This window comes from Erwinia sp. V90_4 (genome assembly GCF_029967685.1).
GTDB classification, from domain to species: domain Bacteria; phylum Pseudomonadota; class Gammaproteobacteria; order Enterobacterales; family Enterobacteriaceae; genus Erwinia; species Erwinia aphidicola.
Window position 1 is genome coordinate 1 of record NZ_JASCAQ010000073.1, and the last position, 15,452, is coordinate 15,452.

A 15,452-nucleotide genomic window follows, 5' to 3' on the forward strand; every position below is an offset into this window, starting at 1 on the left:
CGCCACTGTTCATGGTTAGGAAACCTAAAAAGGGTCGATTCAGTTTCCTAACCATCAAGCGTACTGGTAAGATTATTCATGCTATTGCTGCCGAATCCTTTCACTGATTAACATAAAGATTATTAATAGTATCGGCAGCAATGCCTTTTTTATTAACCTATCAGGCGCAGATTTTAACGCTGCCAGCATGCGGCGATGGCGCGGTCAATTCCCCACGGGCCACAGCCCTGTACCAGCAGCAGTAAGCACACCAGAATATAACCCGACTCGGGCAGGTAGAGCAGCCAGCTGTACCAGGTGAGCAGGTTAAGATTGGCGGGAATATGGTGCAGGCCGACGGTAAACAGCGCCACCAGGCTGATGATCATCAGCACCAGCGCGCCCAGCCGGGTGAGGAAGCCAAAAGCCAGCAGCAGGCCGAACAGCGCTTCGCAGCTGGCGACAAAGACCGCCATAAAGGCCGGATAGAAAATACCGGCTTCAGTGATGGTTTCCAGCATCTGCGCCTGATTGGCCGGGACAAACACCTTATTGAAGCCGGAAGCGAAGAAGAACAGCCCAAAGGCGATGCGCATCAGGGTCAGCGGCAGGAAAACGCGGCCCCCAGGGGAAGCAAACAGGTTGAGAAAACGCGGCATAACAAAACTCCATTTTTATTCGGATTTAGATTATATCCAAGAATGGATCCGTTATGCCGTTACTAGTCACGCAGCGTGATGAGTCTGACGATTGTGGTGGTCGCGCCTGGCGATCCCCAGCCTTTCGCGCAGCGTGCGGCTGTCGTCCTGATGCCAGTAACCGCGGGCTTCGAGGATCGGCAGCACGTAGCGCACCACGTCTTCCAGCGCTTCGTTCAGCACCGGGCCGCAGATGATAAATCCGCTGGCGCCACCCTGCTCAACCCAGCGGATAAAGGTGTCGGCCACCTGCTCCGGCGTGCCAAAAAACTCGCCTTTTGGCAGCGTGGTGCGCAGCGCAACCTCACGCAGCGTTAACTTTTCTTCTGCCGCCAGTCGTTTGATCTGATCGGTGGTGGAACGGAAGCTGTTCTCGCCCAGGCTACCCAGCTGCGGGAAAGGCGCGTCCGGATCATACTGGCTGAAGTCGTGATGGTCGAAGAAGCGCCCAAGGTAGTTCAGCGCCTGCTCCAGCGTCAGCAGGGAGAGCAGATACTGATATTTCTCCTCGGCTTCCTGTTCCGTGGCGCCAATAATCGGGCTGATGCCGGGAAAAATTCCCACCGCGTCACGCCCCTGCTGCGCCACCTGTTCACGCAGGCTGGCGGCGTAACCTTCGGCTTCCTCCAGCGTGCGCGCGTTGGTAAACACCGCGTCAGCCGTCGCCGCCGCCAGCCGAATACCGGACTCAGAGGCGCCCGCCTGGAAGATCACCGGCTGCCCCTGCGGGGAGCGCTGAATATTAAGCGGCCCTTCAACAGAGAAGTGGTCGCCCTGATGATTCAGCTTGTGCAGCTTACTGGCGTCAAAAAACTCGCCGCTCTGCTTGTCCCGGATAAATGCATCCTCTTCCCAGCTGTTCCACAGCCCCTGCACCACTTCAATATATTCACGCGCTATCTGGTAACGCTGGCCGTGCTCCGGGTGTGTTTTACCAAAGTTGCGCGCCGAGCCTTCCAGCGGCGAGGTCACCACATTCCAGCCTGCGCGCCCGTGGCTGAGCAGGTCGAGCGTTGCCAGCTGGCGTGCGACGGTAAACGGATCGCTGTAGGAGGTGGAGATGGTCCCGGCCAGCCCGATGCGTTCGGTGACCGAGGCCAGGGAGGAGAGCAGCGCCACCGGCTCGAAACGGTTAAGGAAGTGCGGCAGCGATTTTTCATTGATGTGCAGCCCGTCGGCGACAAACAGGAAGTCCAGCCCGGCATCCTCCGCCTGGCGTGCCAGCTGGTGATACCAGCTAACGTTGACGCTGGCATCGGCCGGGACACGATGATGGCGCCACGCATTCATAAAACCACCGGCGCCCTGCAGCATCAGACCAAGTTTGATCCGTTGTGGATTCTGGCTCATTTTACTACTCCCTCGTCATAAGATATGACGCCAGATTTTCATAAATCCGCGACGGAATTAAATATCAATATCCCCTTTGTAATGCCGCATTACGGCAAACTGCCGGGCGGTGAGGGTTTTACCCGCACCAGCAGCGGAGTATGATGTCGCGCTTTGGTTAATGTGATGTTCTCTTTTGCTGACTTCAGGATCCTGCCGCCATGATTGTTCGCCCGCATCAGCACTGGTTTCCGCGCCTGTTCTCATGGCACGGCGCGGTGCTGCAAAAAATTCTGTTTCGCCTGAGCCTCAATCTGATGATGGCGATATTCGCGGTGATCTGCTTTCAGTGGTATGAAACGCTGGGGGTGAAGCTGACCACCGCGCCGTTCAGCCTGCTGGGGGTGGCGATTGCTATCTTTCTTGGCTTTCGCAATAGCGCCAGCTATGCGCGCTTTGTTGAGGCGCGAACCCTCTGGGGGTCGCTGCTGATTACCCAGCGTTCGCTGCTGCGCCAGGCGAAAGGCGCGCTGCGCAGCGACCCGGCGGCAGTGAGCGAATTCAGCGCGCTGCTGAAGGCCTTTAGCTGGAGCCTGAAGCATCAGCTGCGCAGCACCGATGCCAGCGATGATATCCGCCGCCTGGCCCCGGAAAAGTGGCGGGAAGAGGTGCTTGCCAGCCCGTTCAGGACCGGCCGCCTGCTGTTGTGCATGGGCGCGTGGCTGGCGGACCAGCGCGAAAAAGGGCTGATTAGCGACCTGCTGTATAACGGCATGGATAATAATCTGAATGAGCTGTCGCATATTCTGGGCGGCTGCGAGCGCATCAGCACCACGCCGATCCCGTTTGCCTACAGCCTGATTGTGCACCGCACGGTGTACCTGTTCTGCACCTTGCTGCCGTTCGCGCTGGTGGCAGACCTGCACTACATGACGCCGCTGGTCTCGGTGTTTATCTCTTATACCTTTTTGTCGCTGGAATCGCTGGCGGAAGAGCTGGAAGACCCCTTTGGCACCTCCGCTAACGACCTGCCGCTGAACGCCATCTGTAACCACATCGAACGCACCCTGTGCGAGATGGATAACCAGCACCCGCTGCCGGAGAAGCTACTGCCGGACGCGCGATATAATTTGATGTGATTGAATTGCTGTTGCGATAACAGTTTAGGGCCGACCGCAGTTTGGTCGACCCGAATGACATCCCCGTTTCATAAATTTACGCGCCATTATCCATTTTTCAGTGCTCATCAAGAAAAGCGTTAGCTGCACAAGTGTGCCAGGGGTCAGGCTGATTACATATATGCTCTCACCCGCCTGTAAAAAGGCCGACCGGAAAAGAAGGTCGGCCACTACGCGTGACGGGCTACGCTTGACGGCAGCGCGATGACGTTGGATTTTTAGAGGCACTAACGGATGCTGGCAATCAGGACTAGCCGGGTTACCCGGCCGATGTAGGGGTCGGGCATGCCCGACCCGCTGGGAGGGCTCCAGCCTAAAGGGATCTAACGACGGCGAGCCCTGAAATCATCCTTACTTCCCGAGAATGCTGTTCACCGCGGCGGCATGGCCGGTTTTGTCGCTGGCGCCGGAAAGCACCTGGATAACCACAAGGCTGATTACATATATGCTCTCACCCGCCTGCAAAAAGGCCGACCGGAAAAGAAGGTCGGCCACTACGCGTGACGGCAGCGCGATGACGTTGGATTTTTAGAGGCACTAAGAGATGCTGGCAATCAGGACTAGCCGGGTTACCCGGCCGATGTAGGGGTCGGGCATGCCCGACCCGCTGGGAGGGCTCCAGCCTAAAGGGATCTAACGACGGCGAGCCCTGAAATCATCCTTACTTCCCGAGAATGCTGTTCACCGCGGCGGCATGGCCGGTTTTGTCGCTGGCGCCGGAAAGCACCTGGATAACCACAAACTTGTTATCGGCGGTGGAGAGCAGCGTCGCCTGCTGCACGCCTTTGCCATCCATCTTGTCGGTGGCTTCAATGTGATAAACGTCCAGCCCTTTGACCTTCTCGGTCTTCTCGCTGATCACCTTATAATCCGGCGATGCCTGCTTCTGTTTATCCTTAATCGACTTCATGCCGTTGAGGAAGTCCGCATCGGTGCCGCCTCGCGCCACAACGGGGACATTGTCCTCACCGAGGATAATCACGCGCTTTTCTGCCTGGCTGACGTACATCTTGCCCGGTGCCCCGCCCGGCATTGGCTGCTGCTGATAACCTTTCAGATTAAAAGCAAAGTCGCCGTTCAACAGCGAGACTTTCTGCGTGGCGGGTGCCGCTGCCGCAGGAGTAGTGACTTCCGCTGCGCCTGCCGCTGTCGCCGTACCAGAGAGGGCCAGCACCAGAGATAATGAACCTGCTAATTTAGATAATTTAATAGATTTCATTCGAGCATCCTTCTTCTGAATTGGCTTTCAGTATAGTGAGCCGCTCCAGCCCCCTGCCATGAGAAAGTTGCTTAACTGCCGAAAACGATAATGATTAATAAGGATATTTGTCCAGTCACTCTATCGCAGCCAAACCAAAGCCCTGCTTGCCATTACGCTTTACGTTGTACATCGCTTCATCGGCGCGCATCAGCGCCGCGCCAAAATCATCAGATTCCTGCACCTGAGCAATACCGACCGATGCGCCAATCTGCGCCAGACCGTTATCGAGTTCGAACGGCGTCAGCGCCGCATCCAGCACGGCCTGCGCCGCAATGCGCACTTTGGGATAACCGATCAGGTAAGGCAGCAGCAGCACAAACTCATCGCCGCCGATCCGGCTAATCACCACGGCGGGCGGCACCGCGTCACGCATACGCTGGCTGAGCTGGATCAGCACCTCATCACCGCTGCGGTGGCCGAGCGTGTCATTAACGTGCTTAAAGTTGTCGAGGTCGATATAGGCAAGGCACAGCGGGCCCTGCGTTTTCATCTGGCTGAAATGGTGTTGCAGCGCGTGGCGGTTAGTAAGGCCGGTTAGCGGATCGTGATGCGCCAGCGCCGAGAGCTGGGCTTCGTACTGCTTCTCTTTAGTCATATCAATATGAGTACCGGTCACCTTCAGCGCGTTACCCTGCTCGTCCCATTCGCTGACGCGCCCGCGGTCCAGCACCCAGGTGATCTTACCGTTCTTGGCGATCATCCGGTGCAGCGCCTCATAATAGGGTGCGCGCCCCTCAATATGGTCATAAAACGCCTTCAGCACTTCCTGCGCATCCTCCGGGTGCAGATGTTCGCGCCACACGGCAAATTGCGCACTCAGCTCCTTCGGCTGGAAGCCCAGCATCGACCCCCAGCGGCGGTTGAAGATCACCAGCTTGCCGCTGGGGATATCCAGCTGCCACAGACACAGCCCGGTGCCGTCCAGCGCCGCATTCAGCTTATGGCGGGCGTCATGGGCAATACGCTTCAGGCGCGCATTATGTTTTTTCAGGTTGTGGATTTGCTGGTGGAGCGCTTCGTCGGACATGGTTCACGCAAAGAGTGAAAATAAGCGCTATTTTGCCTGCGCGGATTTTTCTGTAAATGACTGAATTGAAAAGCCGATCTTTGGTGGAGAATTTCATGGAAAGAAGGGTTTTTGGCGGAATAGCAGGGCAATATCAGCGGGGAGCGCTGTTTTACCGGGTTGGATGCTGAGGGCTGGTCAACAGCTGGCGGCGCGATACCCTGCGCCGCCGGGCTTAACGTGGTCAGAGTTACATCTGCACCAGGTTCTTAATTTTTACGTCCGGATTAACATCCGCTTCGTAATCCACGCCGTCCAGACCAAAGCCGAACAGATGCATGAACTCGGTTTTGTAACCGACGAAGTCAGTCAGCTGGTTCAGATTTTCGTCAGTGACGGTTGGCCACAGTGCGGAAACCTCGTCCTGAACTTCAGGCTGAAGCTCTTTATAATCGGCACGCAGGCGGCCGGTGTCATCGAGGATCGGCGAAGCACTATACAGGCTGTCTTTAAACAGGCCGTAGACCTGCTCGATGCAGCCTTCGTGGGTGCCTTTCTCTTTCATCACTTTGAACAGCAGTGAAAGATAAAGCGGCATCACCGGGATAGCCGAACTGGCCTGGGTCACTACCGCTTTCAGTACGGAAACGCGTGCGTCGCCGTTACCGTGCGCGGCCAGCTTGTCGCGAATGGAAAGAACGCGTTTATCGAGATCTTTCTTCGCTTCACCAATTGAGCCGTTCCAGTAGATATCATGGGTGATCTGCTCGCCCAGATAGGTGAAGGCAGTAGTTTTAGCGCCGTCGGCCAGCACACCCGCTTCCATCAGCGCGTCGATCCACATCTGCCAGTCTTCACCACCCATAACCGCGACGGTGCCTTCAATCTCTTCCTGAGAAGCCGGTTCCAGAGAGACGTCGGTGATGGTTTCTTTATCGGTGTTCAGCCCACGGGTCACCAGCGGCTTGCCGATTGGCTTCAGGGTAGAGTTAAACACTTCACCGGTGGTTGGGTGGGTACGGCGTGGCGCGGCCAGGCTGTAAACCACCAGGTCAACCTGACCCAGATCCTGCTTAATCATCTCAATGGTTTTCTGTTTCACCGCGTCGGAGTAGGCGTCACCGTTGATGCTTTTGGCATACAGGCCTTTCTCCTCGGCAAACTCTTCGAACGCCGCAGAGTTATACCAGCCTGCGGTGGCGGTTTTGTTCTCTTCGCCGGCACGTTCAAAGAACACGCCCAGCGTATCTGCACCGCAGCCAAACGCCGCAGAGATACGCGCCGCCAGGCCGTAACCCGTCGAGGCGCCAATCACCAGAACTTTTTTCGGGCCGGAAGCGATCTCGCCCTGTTGGGTGACGTATTCGATCTGTTTTTTGACGTTAGCTTTGCAACCCGCCGGATGGGCAGTAATACAGATGAAGCCACGGATGCGTGGTTTAATAATCATATTGACCTCAGTTTATGAAACTTTTTCATTAACTTTTTCATTAACTTTCTCATGAAATAAGGGCGTCAGAATAGCGCGTAAAGCGGTTCAGGCAAAGTGCGGAAGCGCCGATCTGCCGCTTCGGCTTACTCTGTAAGCGCCAGTTGCTTACGGATTAAGCGCTTTTAGTGCGCTGGCCTGATACTGCGCCATCTCCGCAGGCGGCACCATGCCGCCGCCGGTCGCCCAGACTAAGTGCGTCGCACCGGCCAGCGCCGCTGCACTGATGCCCTGCTGAGCCAGCTTTTCAGGCTGCGCGCTGATACGCCACGGCCCTGCCATTCCCGCCAGCGCCGAAGGTTCCAGCGCCAGCTGTTCATGCCGATACAGCAGCCCGAGCAGCGCGTACATTTCTTCATCACTGAGAGTATAAAAGGCGCTCAGCAAACGCTCCATTGCGCGGCCCACAAAACCGGAGGCGCGCCCGACCGCCAGACCGTCCGCTGCGGTACGGTTGTCGATTCCCAGATCCTGTACCGCGATCTCATCATGCAGGCCGGTGTGTACGCCCAGCAGCATGCACGGAGAGTGCGTCGGCTCGGCAAAGATGCAGTGAACGCTGTCGCCAAAGGCCAGCTTAAGGCCAAACGCCACGCCGCCGGGGCCACCGCCGACGCCGCACGGCAGATAGACCAGTAGCGGATGCTGTGCATCAACCCGGATATTTTCCGCAGCAAACTGCTGCTTCAGCCGCTCCCCGGCCACCGCATAGCCAAGAAACAGGTTGTGGGAATTCTCGTCGTCGATAAAGAAACAGTGTGGATCGGACTCGGCCTGACGGCGCCCTTCCGCCACCGCCACGCCGTAATCCTGCTGATACTCCACCACCTTTACGCCGTGCTCGCGCAGCTTCTGCTTTTTCCACGCGCGCGCATCGGCCGACATGTGGACCGTGACATCAAAACCGAGGCTGGCACTGATAATCCCGATCGACAGGCCAAGATTTCCGGTCGAGCCGACGGCAATACGCCGCTGGCTGAAAAACTGGCGCAGCGGTGCGGAGGCAAGGCAGGCATAGTTATCCGTCTCCTTCAGCAGCCCGGCATTGATTGCCAGCTTTTCCGCATGCGCCAGCACTTCATAGATGCCGCCGCGGGCCTTAATCGAGCCCGACACCGGCAGGTGGCTATCTTTCTTTAACCACAAACTGCCGGGCAGCGCGTACTGATAGCGTGCATCAAGCACCGGTTGTAAGCGGGTCAGCGGGCAAATTTCCGACTCAATGATGCCGTTGCTGGCGCGCGTTTCCGGGAATACCTGCATCAGGTAAGGGGCAAAACGCGCCAGCCGGGCGCTGGCGTCCACCACCTGTTCACGCGTCAGGCCGACGTGCGCATAGCCCTGTGCCAACGTGGTGGCTTTAGGGTTGAACCAGGTAACCGGTTGTAAGGCACACAGCTGATTAACCAGTGGAAAATTCTGCCTGACCTGTTCTGCATCCATTAACATGGTGACTTCTCCTGTGGTGGTGGGGTGATGGCCGATTTATGCTTAAACAATGGGAAAAACAGTCATTACCGCCAAAGTTTGATCGCATTCAAATTTCTGAAAAATATAAAGAAAAAACCAGATATGCAGTTTATCTGCATAACTACCGCCTGCCAACTGTCGGTCTGTAAAGTCAGCGCAGGTTTACCCGCTAACTATGCAGTTAGTCATGCTGAATTGCGCTTAAAACACAGGATTTCACATTTATTTAAAAACTTTGAAACCTTTTTTTGATGTTAAATTAGCGGCGACTTAGTGAGATTCACTGAGTCATCCACGGTATGACAGTATTTATAACTAAGAGCTCCCCGCACGGCATTTGCCCCTGACGGACAGGCTCTACACATATGAAGGTTTGTTATGGAAAAGCTCTCTTACGTTTCTGAAGGCAGCAAGACGGCCTGGTCAACCTATCTGCAGCAGATCGATCGCGTCGCGCCGTATCTCGGCGACCTGTCGCGCTGGGTGGATACCCTGCGTCATCCGAAACGTGCACTGATTGTAGACATTCCGCTGCAAATGGACGACGGCAGCATCCGCCACTTCGAAGGCTTCCGCGTGCAGCACAACCTGTCGCGCGGCCCGGGTAAAGGCGGTATTCGTTACCATCCTAATGTGGATCTTAATGAAGTCATGGCGCTTTCTGCGTGGATGACGATCAAATGTGCGGCGGTTAACCTGCCGTATGGCGGCGCCAAGGGCGGGATCCGCGTTGACCCCTTTGCGCTGTCGGAAGGCGAGCTCGAGCGCCTGACGCGCCGCTACACCAGCGAAATTGGCCTGATCATCGGCCCGCAAAAAGATATTCCTGCGCCGGACGTTGGCACCAACGCCAAAGTGATGGCGTGGATGATGGACACCTATTCAATGAATCACGGCACTACCATCACGGGCGTGGTGACCGGTAAGCCTATCCACCTTGGTGGTTCACTGGGGCGCGAAAAAGCCACCGGGCGCGGCGTATTTATTACCGGCCGTGAAGTGGCACGCCGCAGCGGCATTGAAATTGAAGGTGCGCGAGTTGCCGTGCAGGGCTTTGGTAACGTCGGTAGCGAAGCAGCGCGCCTGTTTAACGATGCCGGGGCGCGCGTGGTAGCGATTCAGGACCACAGCGCCACGCTGTTCAACGCGGCAGGCATCGACCTGGTCGCGCTGAGCGAGTGGCAGGCAGCCAATAAAAAGATTGCCGGGTTCAGCGGCGCAGACGTTATCAGCGATGAGGCATTCTGGGACGTGGAAATGGAGATTCTGATCCCTGCCGCGCTGGAAGGTCAGATCACCCGTCAGCGCGCGGAAAAACTGCACTGCCGCATCGTGCTGGAAGGCGCAAACGGCCCAACCTTCCCGGAAGCCGATGACGTGCTGGCCTCACGTGGTATTACCGTCGTGCCGGACGTCGTGTGTAACGCCGGGGGCGTAACCGTCAGCTACTTTGAGTGGGTACAGGATATGGCCAGCTTCTTCTGGAGCGAGGACGAAATTAATGAGCGCATGGATAAGCTTATGACCGAAGCGATGGTCCACGTCTGGGATAAAGCGCGTGAGAAGACGTGCAGCCTGCGCACCGCCGCCTATATCGTGGCGTGCGAGCGCATCCTGATGGCACGTAAGGATCGCGGGATTTATCCGGGTTAATGGCAATATAGCCCCTCAAAAACCGTATTGAAGTAGGGTTGGCTCGAAGAATGGCAGGCTCCTTTAGGAACCTGCCTTTTTTTAGATCTTTTCCGCTCGGGCGTCCGCTTCGGCCTGCTGGTAACGCTGCTTAAATGCCTCGTTCTCTTCGACCAGGCGCAATGCCGCCTCGATCAGTTCATTCTGCACCAGCGTATCGGCACCGTCGCTGGTGGCCCAGTGAATGTACATCACGCACAGTGCCGCAACCTGCAGCTGCTCGCCCTCTTCATTGCTGCCGTCAAACTGATATTCGGCCAGCGACCAGCGGTAAATTTCAGCGACAAATGGCATATCACCACTTTCATCCAGCGCGGGTAAGGTGGCGAACAGTTCCAGCATCTCCGGGGTGGCGACGTAGTTCTGGCGGCCAACGGCATCCAGCTGGCGTCCGTGGGCGCGGGCCTTATTGGCCTGTTTGGCTTTCAGTTTGGCGCGTTTGTTACGTTTATCCTGTTTGGTGCTCACGGCTTTTCTCTGTCAGTAAAAAATTGGGCGGCAGGATAACATATCTGGTCAGGATTTCCCGATCATCAGCGACACCAGCCCGGCGGCAATCAGCGGCCCGACCGGCACGCCGCGAAACAGCGAGACGCCGATAATGGTGCCGATCAGCAGCCCACCAACGACGGTAGGCTGGCTGCTCATCAGCTGCACGCCGCGCCCGCCAACCCAGGAAACGAAAATGCCCACCGCGATTGCCAGCAGCGATTTCCAGTTCAGGAACGAGTGCATCAGCGTGGTGGATGGCAGCGAACCGCTGGCAATCGGCGCCATCACGCCAATGGTCAGGATAATGATCCCCACCGTGACGCCCTGCTTCTCAATCCACGGGAAGGTTTGCTGCAGCGGCGTCATGCGAATGGCAACCAGCACCAGCAGCGCAATGGTGACGGTGAGGTTGTGGCTGAAGTAGCTCAGGGCGGCAAGGAACAGCAGAATAGCGAGGGTCAAATCGAACATTTTTTACCTGATAACAGTTTCGCAACAAAGTGGTGAGCACAGCATAAAGAATTTTTTCAGCAACTCACCCTTTTTTTTCCGCTACGCCGCCGGCGTGACCCGCGCCCGCTTCAGGCAATCATTGGCTGGCATCAATCGCGGCCTGCAGGCTGACCTGCGGGCCACTCAGCACCGCCAGCGTACTGTTTATAAAGCGCTCCGCCCCGCTCATCGACGCCTGCGCCAGCACGATACAGCCCAGGGTGCATTCCGGACGTTGCTGAATATAGTGCGCAATTTCCTGATGATAGCCGTCAATGTCGCCCTGATTGAACCAGGCCCACGCGCGCGGGATCAGTTCGATCACCAGCCGTTCACCGGGAATAAAGGCGCTAAATAGCTGGGTGGTGGAGGCCAGCGTCGAGCTGGCGGTGCAGAGCACCAGTATCGTGCCGTGATAGCGCGAGGCGATTTTCGCCAGCGTGGCATCAATGCGCACCACCGGTTTGCTGAACGCGACCTCGTATGCCGCCACCCCAAGCGTGGTGCAGGTGACAATCACCGCATCCGCCTGCTGACACAGCTCTTCAATGGCCTGGCGCGTGGCGGCTGCGATCTCCGGGGTGACCTGCTGCTGCTCAATGGCTTGATCAAAAAGTTCACTCTCCACCCGGTGCAGCAGCTGGACGTCTTCATAGCCGAGCGCGCCGAGCGCCTGCTCGAACACTTCTATATTACTTCTGGCCGCGTGCAGGCAGGCAATGATGGTCATGGCCGCATCTCCTTTAACGTTGAAATGCTACTGTGGCAAATATCACAAAAAATGCCAGTAAAAAGGGCCTCTCTGAGAACGAATGTTTCACCCGATAAGCACCGCCGTGGTGCACTGCACCGTATTTGTTCGCTACCACCCTGCAACCTTTGTTTCAACAACCGCATTGTTCGCCTGCTGGCGGCACTTTTTGTCTCATAAGAAACTGGTATGGAAATTGCTTTTATTTACTCATGACGCAAAGGAGAGACAGATGAAAGCAATTATCATAGGTGCCGGTATTGGCGGTATGTGTGCGGCGATTGCGCTGCGGCGCGGCGGCATTGAGTGCGAGGTGTTCGAGGCGGTGAAAGAGATCAAACCGGTAGGTGCGGCGATCTCAGTCTGGCCAAACGGAGTGAAATGCCTCAACTATCTGGGGATGAGAGAAGCCCTGCGCGCCATTGGCGGTCCGATGCAGATGATGGCCTACAAAGACGGGTACAGCGCGGAAACGCTGACCCGCTTCAGCCTTGACCCGCTGGTTAAGGATTCCGGCGAGCGCCCGTATCCGGTAGCGCGTGCCGAGCTTCAGGCGATGCTGTTGGATACCTGGGGGCGCGACTCTGTTCAGTTCGGCAAACGGGTGGTCAGCGTGGAAGAAAAAAGTGACGGTGTCACTGCTTACTTCGACGATGGTTCAGAAGCACACGGCGACCTGCTGATCGCCTGCGACGGCACCCACTCGGCGATCCGCCAGCACGTGCTGGGTTATGCCACCGAGCGCCGTTACGCGGGCTATGTAAACTGGAACGGCCTGGTGGAGATTGATGAATCACTGGCTCCGGGCGACCAGTGGACCACCTTTGTCGGTGAAGGCAAACGCGTTTCGCTGATGCCGGTAGCGGGCAACCGCTTCTATTTCTTCTTCGACGTGCCGCTGCCAAAAGGGCTGGCGCAAGACCGCAGCACCCTGCGCGGCGATCTGAAGGGGTATTTCTCCGGCTGGGCCGCGCCGGTGCAGCAGCTGATCGAACGGCTGAACCCGGAAACCACTAACCGCGTGGAGATCCACGATATCGAACCTTTTGCGCAGCTGGTTAAAGGCCGGGTAGCGCTGCTGGGCGATGCGGCACACAGCACCACGCCGGATATCGGCCAGGGCGGCTGTGCGGCGATGGAGGATGCGGTGGTGCTGGCGATGATGCTGCACAGCAATTCGCTGGGCATTGAAGATGCGCTGCTGCGCTATCAGGACAAGCGCGCCGGGCGGGTAAAGGACCTGGTGCTGAAGGCGCGTAAGCGCTGTGATGTCACCCACGCTAAAGAGCCAGCGGTGACCGCAGAGTGGTACGCGGGGCTGCGCGAGGAGACTGGCGAGCGCATCCTGAACGGCATGTGCGAAACCATCCAGGGCGGTCCGCTGGCATAGCCCGCGATTTGCCCCTGTAAGCAGGGCCGATCGAAACAAAAGATCGGCCCCTGGGCGTTATTCTTGCAAACCCCGGTTGCGCAGCATCGGTTCGATCTCCGGGTCACGCCCGCGCCAGTCGTGGTAGAGCTGCTTCAGATCTTCGCTGTTGCCGCGTGACAGCACTTTGTCACGGAAGCGCTGACCATTTTCCCGCGTCAGGCCGCCGTGCTCTTCAAACCACGCAAAGCCATCATCCGCCAGCATTTCGGTCCACAGATAGGCGTAATAACCGGCGGCGTAGCCGTTACCCCAGATATGCTGGAAGTAGCTGGAGCGATAGCGCGGCGGCACGGCGGCCAGGTTGATTTTCTCCTCGCTCAGCGCGTGCTGTTCAAACTCATCGGTTTTCTGCACTGGCTGGTCGGCATGCAGCCCGTGCCAGTGCTGATCGAGCAGCGCGGCGGCCAGCAGCTCGCTCATGTCATAGCCTTTGTTGAAGGTGCTGGCGCGCAGCATCTTATCGCGCAGCGCGGCTGGCATCGGCTCCCCGCTCTGGTAGTGGCGGGCGAAGTGGCTGAACACCTGCTGGTTGCTGGCCCAGTGCTCGTTAAACTGCGACGGGAACTCAACAAAATCACGCGGCGTCTCGGTGCCGGACAGGCTGGCGTAGCGCTGGTCGGCGAACATGCCGTGCAGCGCATGACCAAACTCGTGGAACATCGTAATCACATCATCCCACGACAGCAGCGCAGGCTGGCCGGGCGACGGCTTGCTGAAGTTCGCCACGTTGTAAATCACCGGCTTACTGCCCAGCAGCGTCGACTGCTCGACAAAGTTGCCCATCCACGCGCCGCCGCCTTTGTTATCACGCTTGAACCAGTCGGCGTAAAACAGCGCCAGCGGCGTGCCGTCTTTATCCAGCACTTCATACACTTTGACATCCGGGTGATAGACCGGCAGATCGGGGCGTGGCTTAAAGGTAATGCCGTACAGCTGAGTCGCGGCATAGAACACGCCGTTCTCCAGCACGTTGTTCAGTTCGAAGTAAGGTTTGATCTGCGCCTCGTCGAGGTCATATTTGGCGCGGCGCACCTGCTCGGCGTAGAACAGCCAGTCCCACGGCGCCAGGGTAAAACCGCCCTGCTGCTGGTCGATGACCGCCTGGATATCAGCCGCTTCACGCCCGGCGCGCGCGGTGGCTGCCGGGACAATCTGGCGCATAAAATCGAGCGCGGCCTGCGGGGTTTTCGCCATCTGATCCTGCAGCTTCCAGGCGGCATAGCTGTCGAAGCCCAGCAGTTTGGCCTGCTGCGCCCGCACCTGCGCCAGCCGGGCGATCAGCTCGCGCGTGTCGTTGGCGTCGCCTTTTTCGGCGCGCGTCCAGCTGGCCTGATACAGTTTTTCACGCGTCGCGCGCTCGCTCAGGGTTTGCAGGTCCGGCTGCTGGGTGGTGTTTTGCAGGGTCAGGAGCCACTGGTTGCTCAGCCCGCGCGCCTGGGCCGCATCGGCCGCTGCGGCAATTTCTCCGGCGCTCAGCCCGGCCAGCGGCTGCTCGCTGCTGAACAGGACGCCGCCCGCTTTGGTGGCGGCCAGCAGGCGGTTGGTGAAGCGGGTGCTGAGCGTGGCAGACTCCTGATTCAGCGCTTTGAGCTGAGTTTTATCCGCGTCGGAAAGCTGCGCTCCGGCCAGTTCAAACGCCTGCCAGGTGACCTCTGTCAGCCGCAGCGACTCCGCATCCAGCTTCAGCTGCTGGCGCTGCTGATACACCGCGTCCAGCCTGGCGAACAGCTTGCCGTTGAGGTGAATATCGTCGTCGAGCGCCGCCAGTTTTGGCGACATCTCCTCATCCAGCGCCTGCAGTTCATCACTGGTATTGCCGGAGGTCATCGCGCTGAAAACGTTATACACGCGTGCCAGGCTCTGACCGCTCTGCTCCAGCGCCAGGTAAGTATTTTCAAAGGTCGGTGCGTCCGGGTTGTCGGCGATGCGGGCGATTTCGGCGCGCTTTTCCGCTATCGCCGCTTCCAGTGCCGGGCGATAGTCGGCACTGTGGATCTTGTCGAAGGGCGGTGCCTGGAACGGCAATGTACTGGCCTTGCTGAACGGGTTATCTTGCTGTCTCTGCATCTGCTGATGTTCCTTTTGCGATTCTGCCGCCTGCACGCTGGCGGTGACTGCCATACTGATGGCCCAGACTAACGGTGCAATCCTCATAACTTTACCCTCATCCCTGTTGACGAATC

Annotated in this window: 13 protein-coding genes; 3 read left to right on the plus strand and 10 right to left on the minus strand. The window is 57.7% G+C overall.

Annotation, left to right across the window (positions count from 1 at the left end):
- Window positions 1-173 precede the first annotated feature (173 nt).
- Window positions 174-638, minus strand: coding sequence for a DoxX family protein (locus tag QLG07_RS23265; RefSeq protein WP_282470248.1), 465 nt, complete (start codon window positions 636-638; stop codon window positions 174-176).
- A gap of 66 nt (window positions 639-704) precedes the next feature.
- On the minus strand, window positions 705-2,027 hold the full coding sequence (locus tag QLG07_RS23270) for an LLM class flavin-dependent oxidoreductase (protein WP_133623594.1): 1,323 nt from the start codon (window positions 2,025-2,027) through the stop codon (window positions 705-707).
- 200 nt (window positions 2,028-2,227) lie between these two features.
- On the opposite strand from QLG07_RS23270, the gene QLG07_RS23275 reads away from it, so the two are divergent.
- On the plus strand, window positions 2,228-3,145 hold the full coding sequence (locus QLG07_RS23275) for a bestrophin family ion channel (protein ID WP_062818546.1): 918 nt from the start codon (window positions 2,228-2,230) through the stop codon (window positions 3,143-3,145).
- Window positions 3,146-3,845: 700 nt separating this feature from the next.
- Here QLG07_RS23275 and QLG07_RS23280 read toward each other — a convergent pair.
- The 4 genes from QLG07_RS23280 to QLG07_RS23295 form a co-directional block, all read right to left on the minus strand.
- Window positions 3,846-4,403: a hypothetical protein gene (locus QLG07_RS23280; protein WP_062818547.1), complete on the minus strand. Its 558-nt coding sequence runs from the start codon at window positions 4,401-4,403 to the stop codon at window positions 3,846-3,848.
- A 115-nt stretch (window positions 4,404-4,518) separates the two neighbouring features.
- Window positions 4,519-5,472, minus strand: coding sequence for a sensor domain-containing diguanylate cyclase (locus QLG07_RS23285; protein WP_282470249.1), 954 nt, complete (start codon window positions 5,470-5,472; stop codon window positions 4,519-4,521).
- A gap of 229 nt (window positions 5,473-5,701) precedes the next feature.
- The gene (gene fabV, locus QLG07_RS23290) at window positions 5,702-6,901 is read right to left on the minus strand and encodes an enoyl-ACP reductase FabV (protein WP_048916068.1); all 1,200 of its coding nucleotides are present in this window, start codon (window positions 6,899-6,901) and stop codon (window positions 5,702-5,704) included.
- Window positions 6,902-7,048: 147 nt separating this feature from the next.
- Window positions 7,049-8,383 carry a D-serine ammonia-lyase gene (locus QLG07_RS23295; protein ID WP_282470260.1) on the minus strand — a complete coding sequence of 445 codons (1,335 nt, stop codon included), beginning with the start codon at window positions 8,381-8,383 and terminating at the stop codon, window positions 7,049-7,051.
- A gap of 405 nt (window positions 8,384-8,788) precedes the next feature.
- On the opposite strand from QLG07_RS23295, the gene QLG07_RS23300 reads away from it, so the two are divergent.
- Entirely contained in the window at window positions 8,789-10,063 is a 1,275-nt protein-coding gene (locus QLG07_RS23300; RefSeq protein WP_048916069.1) for a Glu/Leu/Phe/Val dehydrogenase, read from the plus strand.
- Window positions 10,064-10,144: 81 nt separating this feature from the next.
- Here the strand turns inward: QLG07_RS23300 and QLG07_RS23305 are convergent, their stop codons facing one another.
- The 3 genes from QLG07_RS23305 to QLG07_RS23315 all read right to left on the minus strand — a co-directional run bounded on the left by QLG07_RS23305 (window position 10,145) and on the right by QLG07_RS23315 (window position 11,816).
- Window positions 10,145-10,570: a hypothetical protein gene (locus tag QLG07_RS23305; RefSeq protein WP_048916070.1), complete on the minus strand. Its 426-nt coding sequence runs from the start codon at window positions 10,568-10,570 to the stop codon at window positions 10,145-10,147.
- Window positions 10,571-10,618: 48 nt separating this feature from the next.
- The gene (locus tag QLG07_RS23310; protein WP_048916071.1) at window positions 10,619-11,065 is read right to left on the minus strand and encodes a DUF441 domain-containing protein; all 447 of its coding nucleotides are present in this window, start codon (window positions 11,063-11,065) and stop codon (window positions 10,619-10,621) included.
- A gap of 118 nt (window positions 11,066-11,183) precedes the next feature.
- Complete coding sequence (locus QLG07_RS23315) at window positions 11,184-11,816, minus strand: hypothetical protein (RefSeq protein WP_282470250.1); 633 nt, start codon at window positions 11,814-11,816, stop codon at window positions 11,184-11,186.
- 253 nt (window positions 11,817-12,069) lie between these two features.
- Here QLG07_RS23315 and hpxO point away from each other — a divergent pair, with 253 nt between their 5' ends.
- Window positions 12,070-13,227, plus strand: a complete 1,158-nt coding sequence (gene hpxO, locus QLG07_RS23320; protein WP_133623588.1) for an FAD-dependent urate hydroxylase HpxO — start codon at window positions 12,070-12,072, stop codon at window positions 13,225-13,227.
- A 57-nt stretch (window positions 13,228-13,284) separates the two neighbouring features.
- Here hpxO and dcp read toward each other — a convergent pair whose 3' ends face one another.
- The gene (gene dcp, locus QLG07_RS23325; protein WP_282470251.1) at window positions 13,285-15,423 is read right to left on the minus strand and encodes a peptidyl-dipeptidase Dcp; all 2,139 of its coding nucleotides are present in this window, start codon (window positions 15,421-15,423) and stop codon (window positions 13,285-13,287) included.
- Window positions 15,424-15,452 lie beyond the last annotated feature (29 nt).

Bases quoted from the DNA above. Each gene is read 5' to 3' on its own strand.
- QLG07_RS23265 (WP_282470248.1), bottom strand. From the start codon at position 638: ATGCCGCGTTTTCTCAACCTGTTTGCTTCCCCTGGGGGCCGCGTTTTC.
- QLG07_RS23270 (WP_133623594.1), bottom strand. From the start codon at position 2,027: ATGAGCCAGAATCCACAACGGATCAAACTTGGTCTGATGCTGCAGGGC.
- QLG07_RS23275 (WP_062818546.1), top strand. From the start codon at position 2,228: ATGATTGTTCGCCCGCATCAGCACTGGTTTCCGCGCCTGTTCTCATGG.
- QLG07_RS23280 (WP_062818547.1), bottom strand. From the start codon at position 4,403: ATGAAATCTATTAAATTATCTAAATTAGCAGGTTCATTATCTCTGGTG.
- QLG07_RS23285 (WP_282470249.1), bottom strand. From the start codon at position 5,472: ATGTCCGACGAAGCGCTCCACCAGCAAATCCACAACCTGAAAAAACAT.
- fabV (WP_048916068.1), bottom strand. From the start codon at position 6,901: ATGATTATTAAACCACGCATCCGTGGCTTCATCTGTATTACTGCCCAT.
- QLG07_RS23295 (WP_282470260.1), bottom strand. From the start codon at position 8,383: ATGGATGCAGAACAGGTCAGGCAGAATTTTCCACTGGTTAATCAGCTG.
- QLG07_RS23300 (WP_048916069.1), top strand. From the start codon at position 8,789: ATGGAAAAGCTCTCTTACGTTTCTGAAGGCAGCAAGACGGCCTGGTCA.
- QLG07_RS23310 (WP_048916071.1), bottom strand. From the start codon at position 11,065: ATGTTCGATTTGACCCTCGCTATTCTGCTGTTCCTTGCCGCCCTGAGC.
- QLG07_RS23315 (WP_282470250.1), bottom strand. From the start codon at position 11,816: ATGACCATCATTGCCTGCCTGCACGCGGCCAGAAGTAATATAGAAGTG.
- hpxO (WP_133623588.1), top strand. From the start codon at position 12,070: ATGAAAGCAATTATCATAGGTGCCGGTATTGGCGGTATGTGTGCGGCG.
- dcp (WP_282470251.1), bottom strand. From the start codon at position 15,423: ATGAGGATTGCACCGTTAGTCTGGGCCATCAGTATGGCAGTCACCGCC.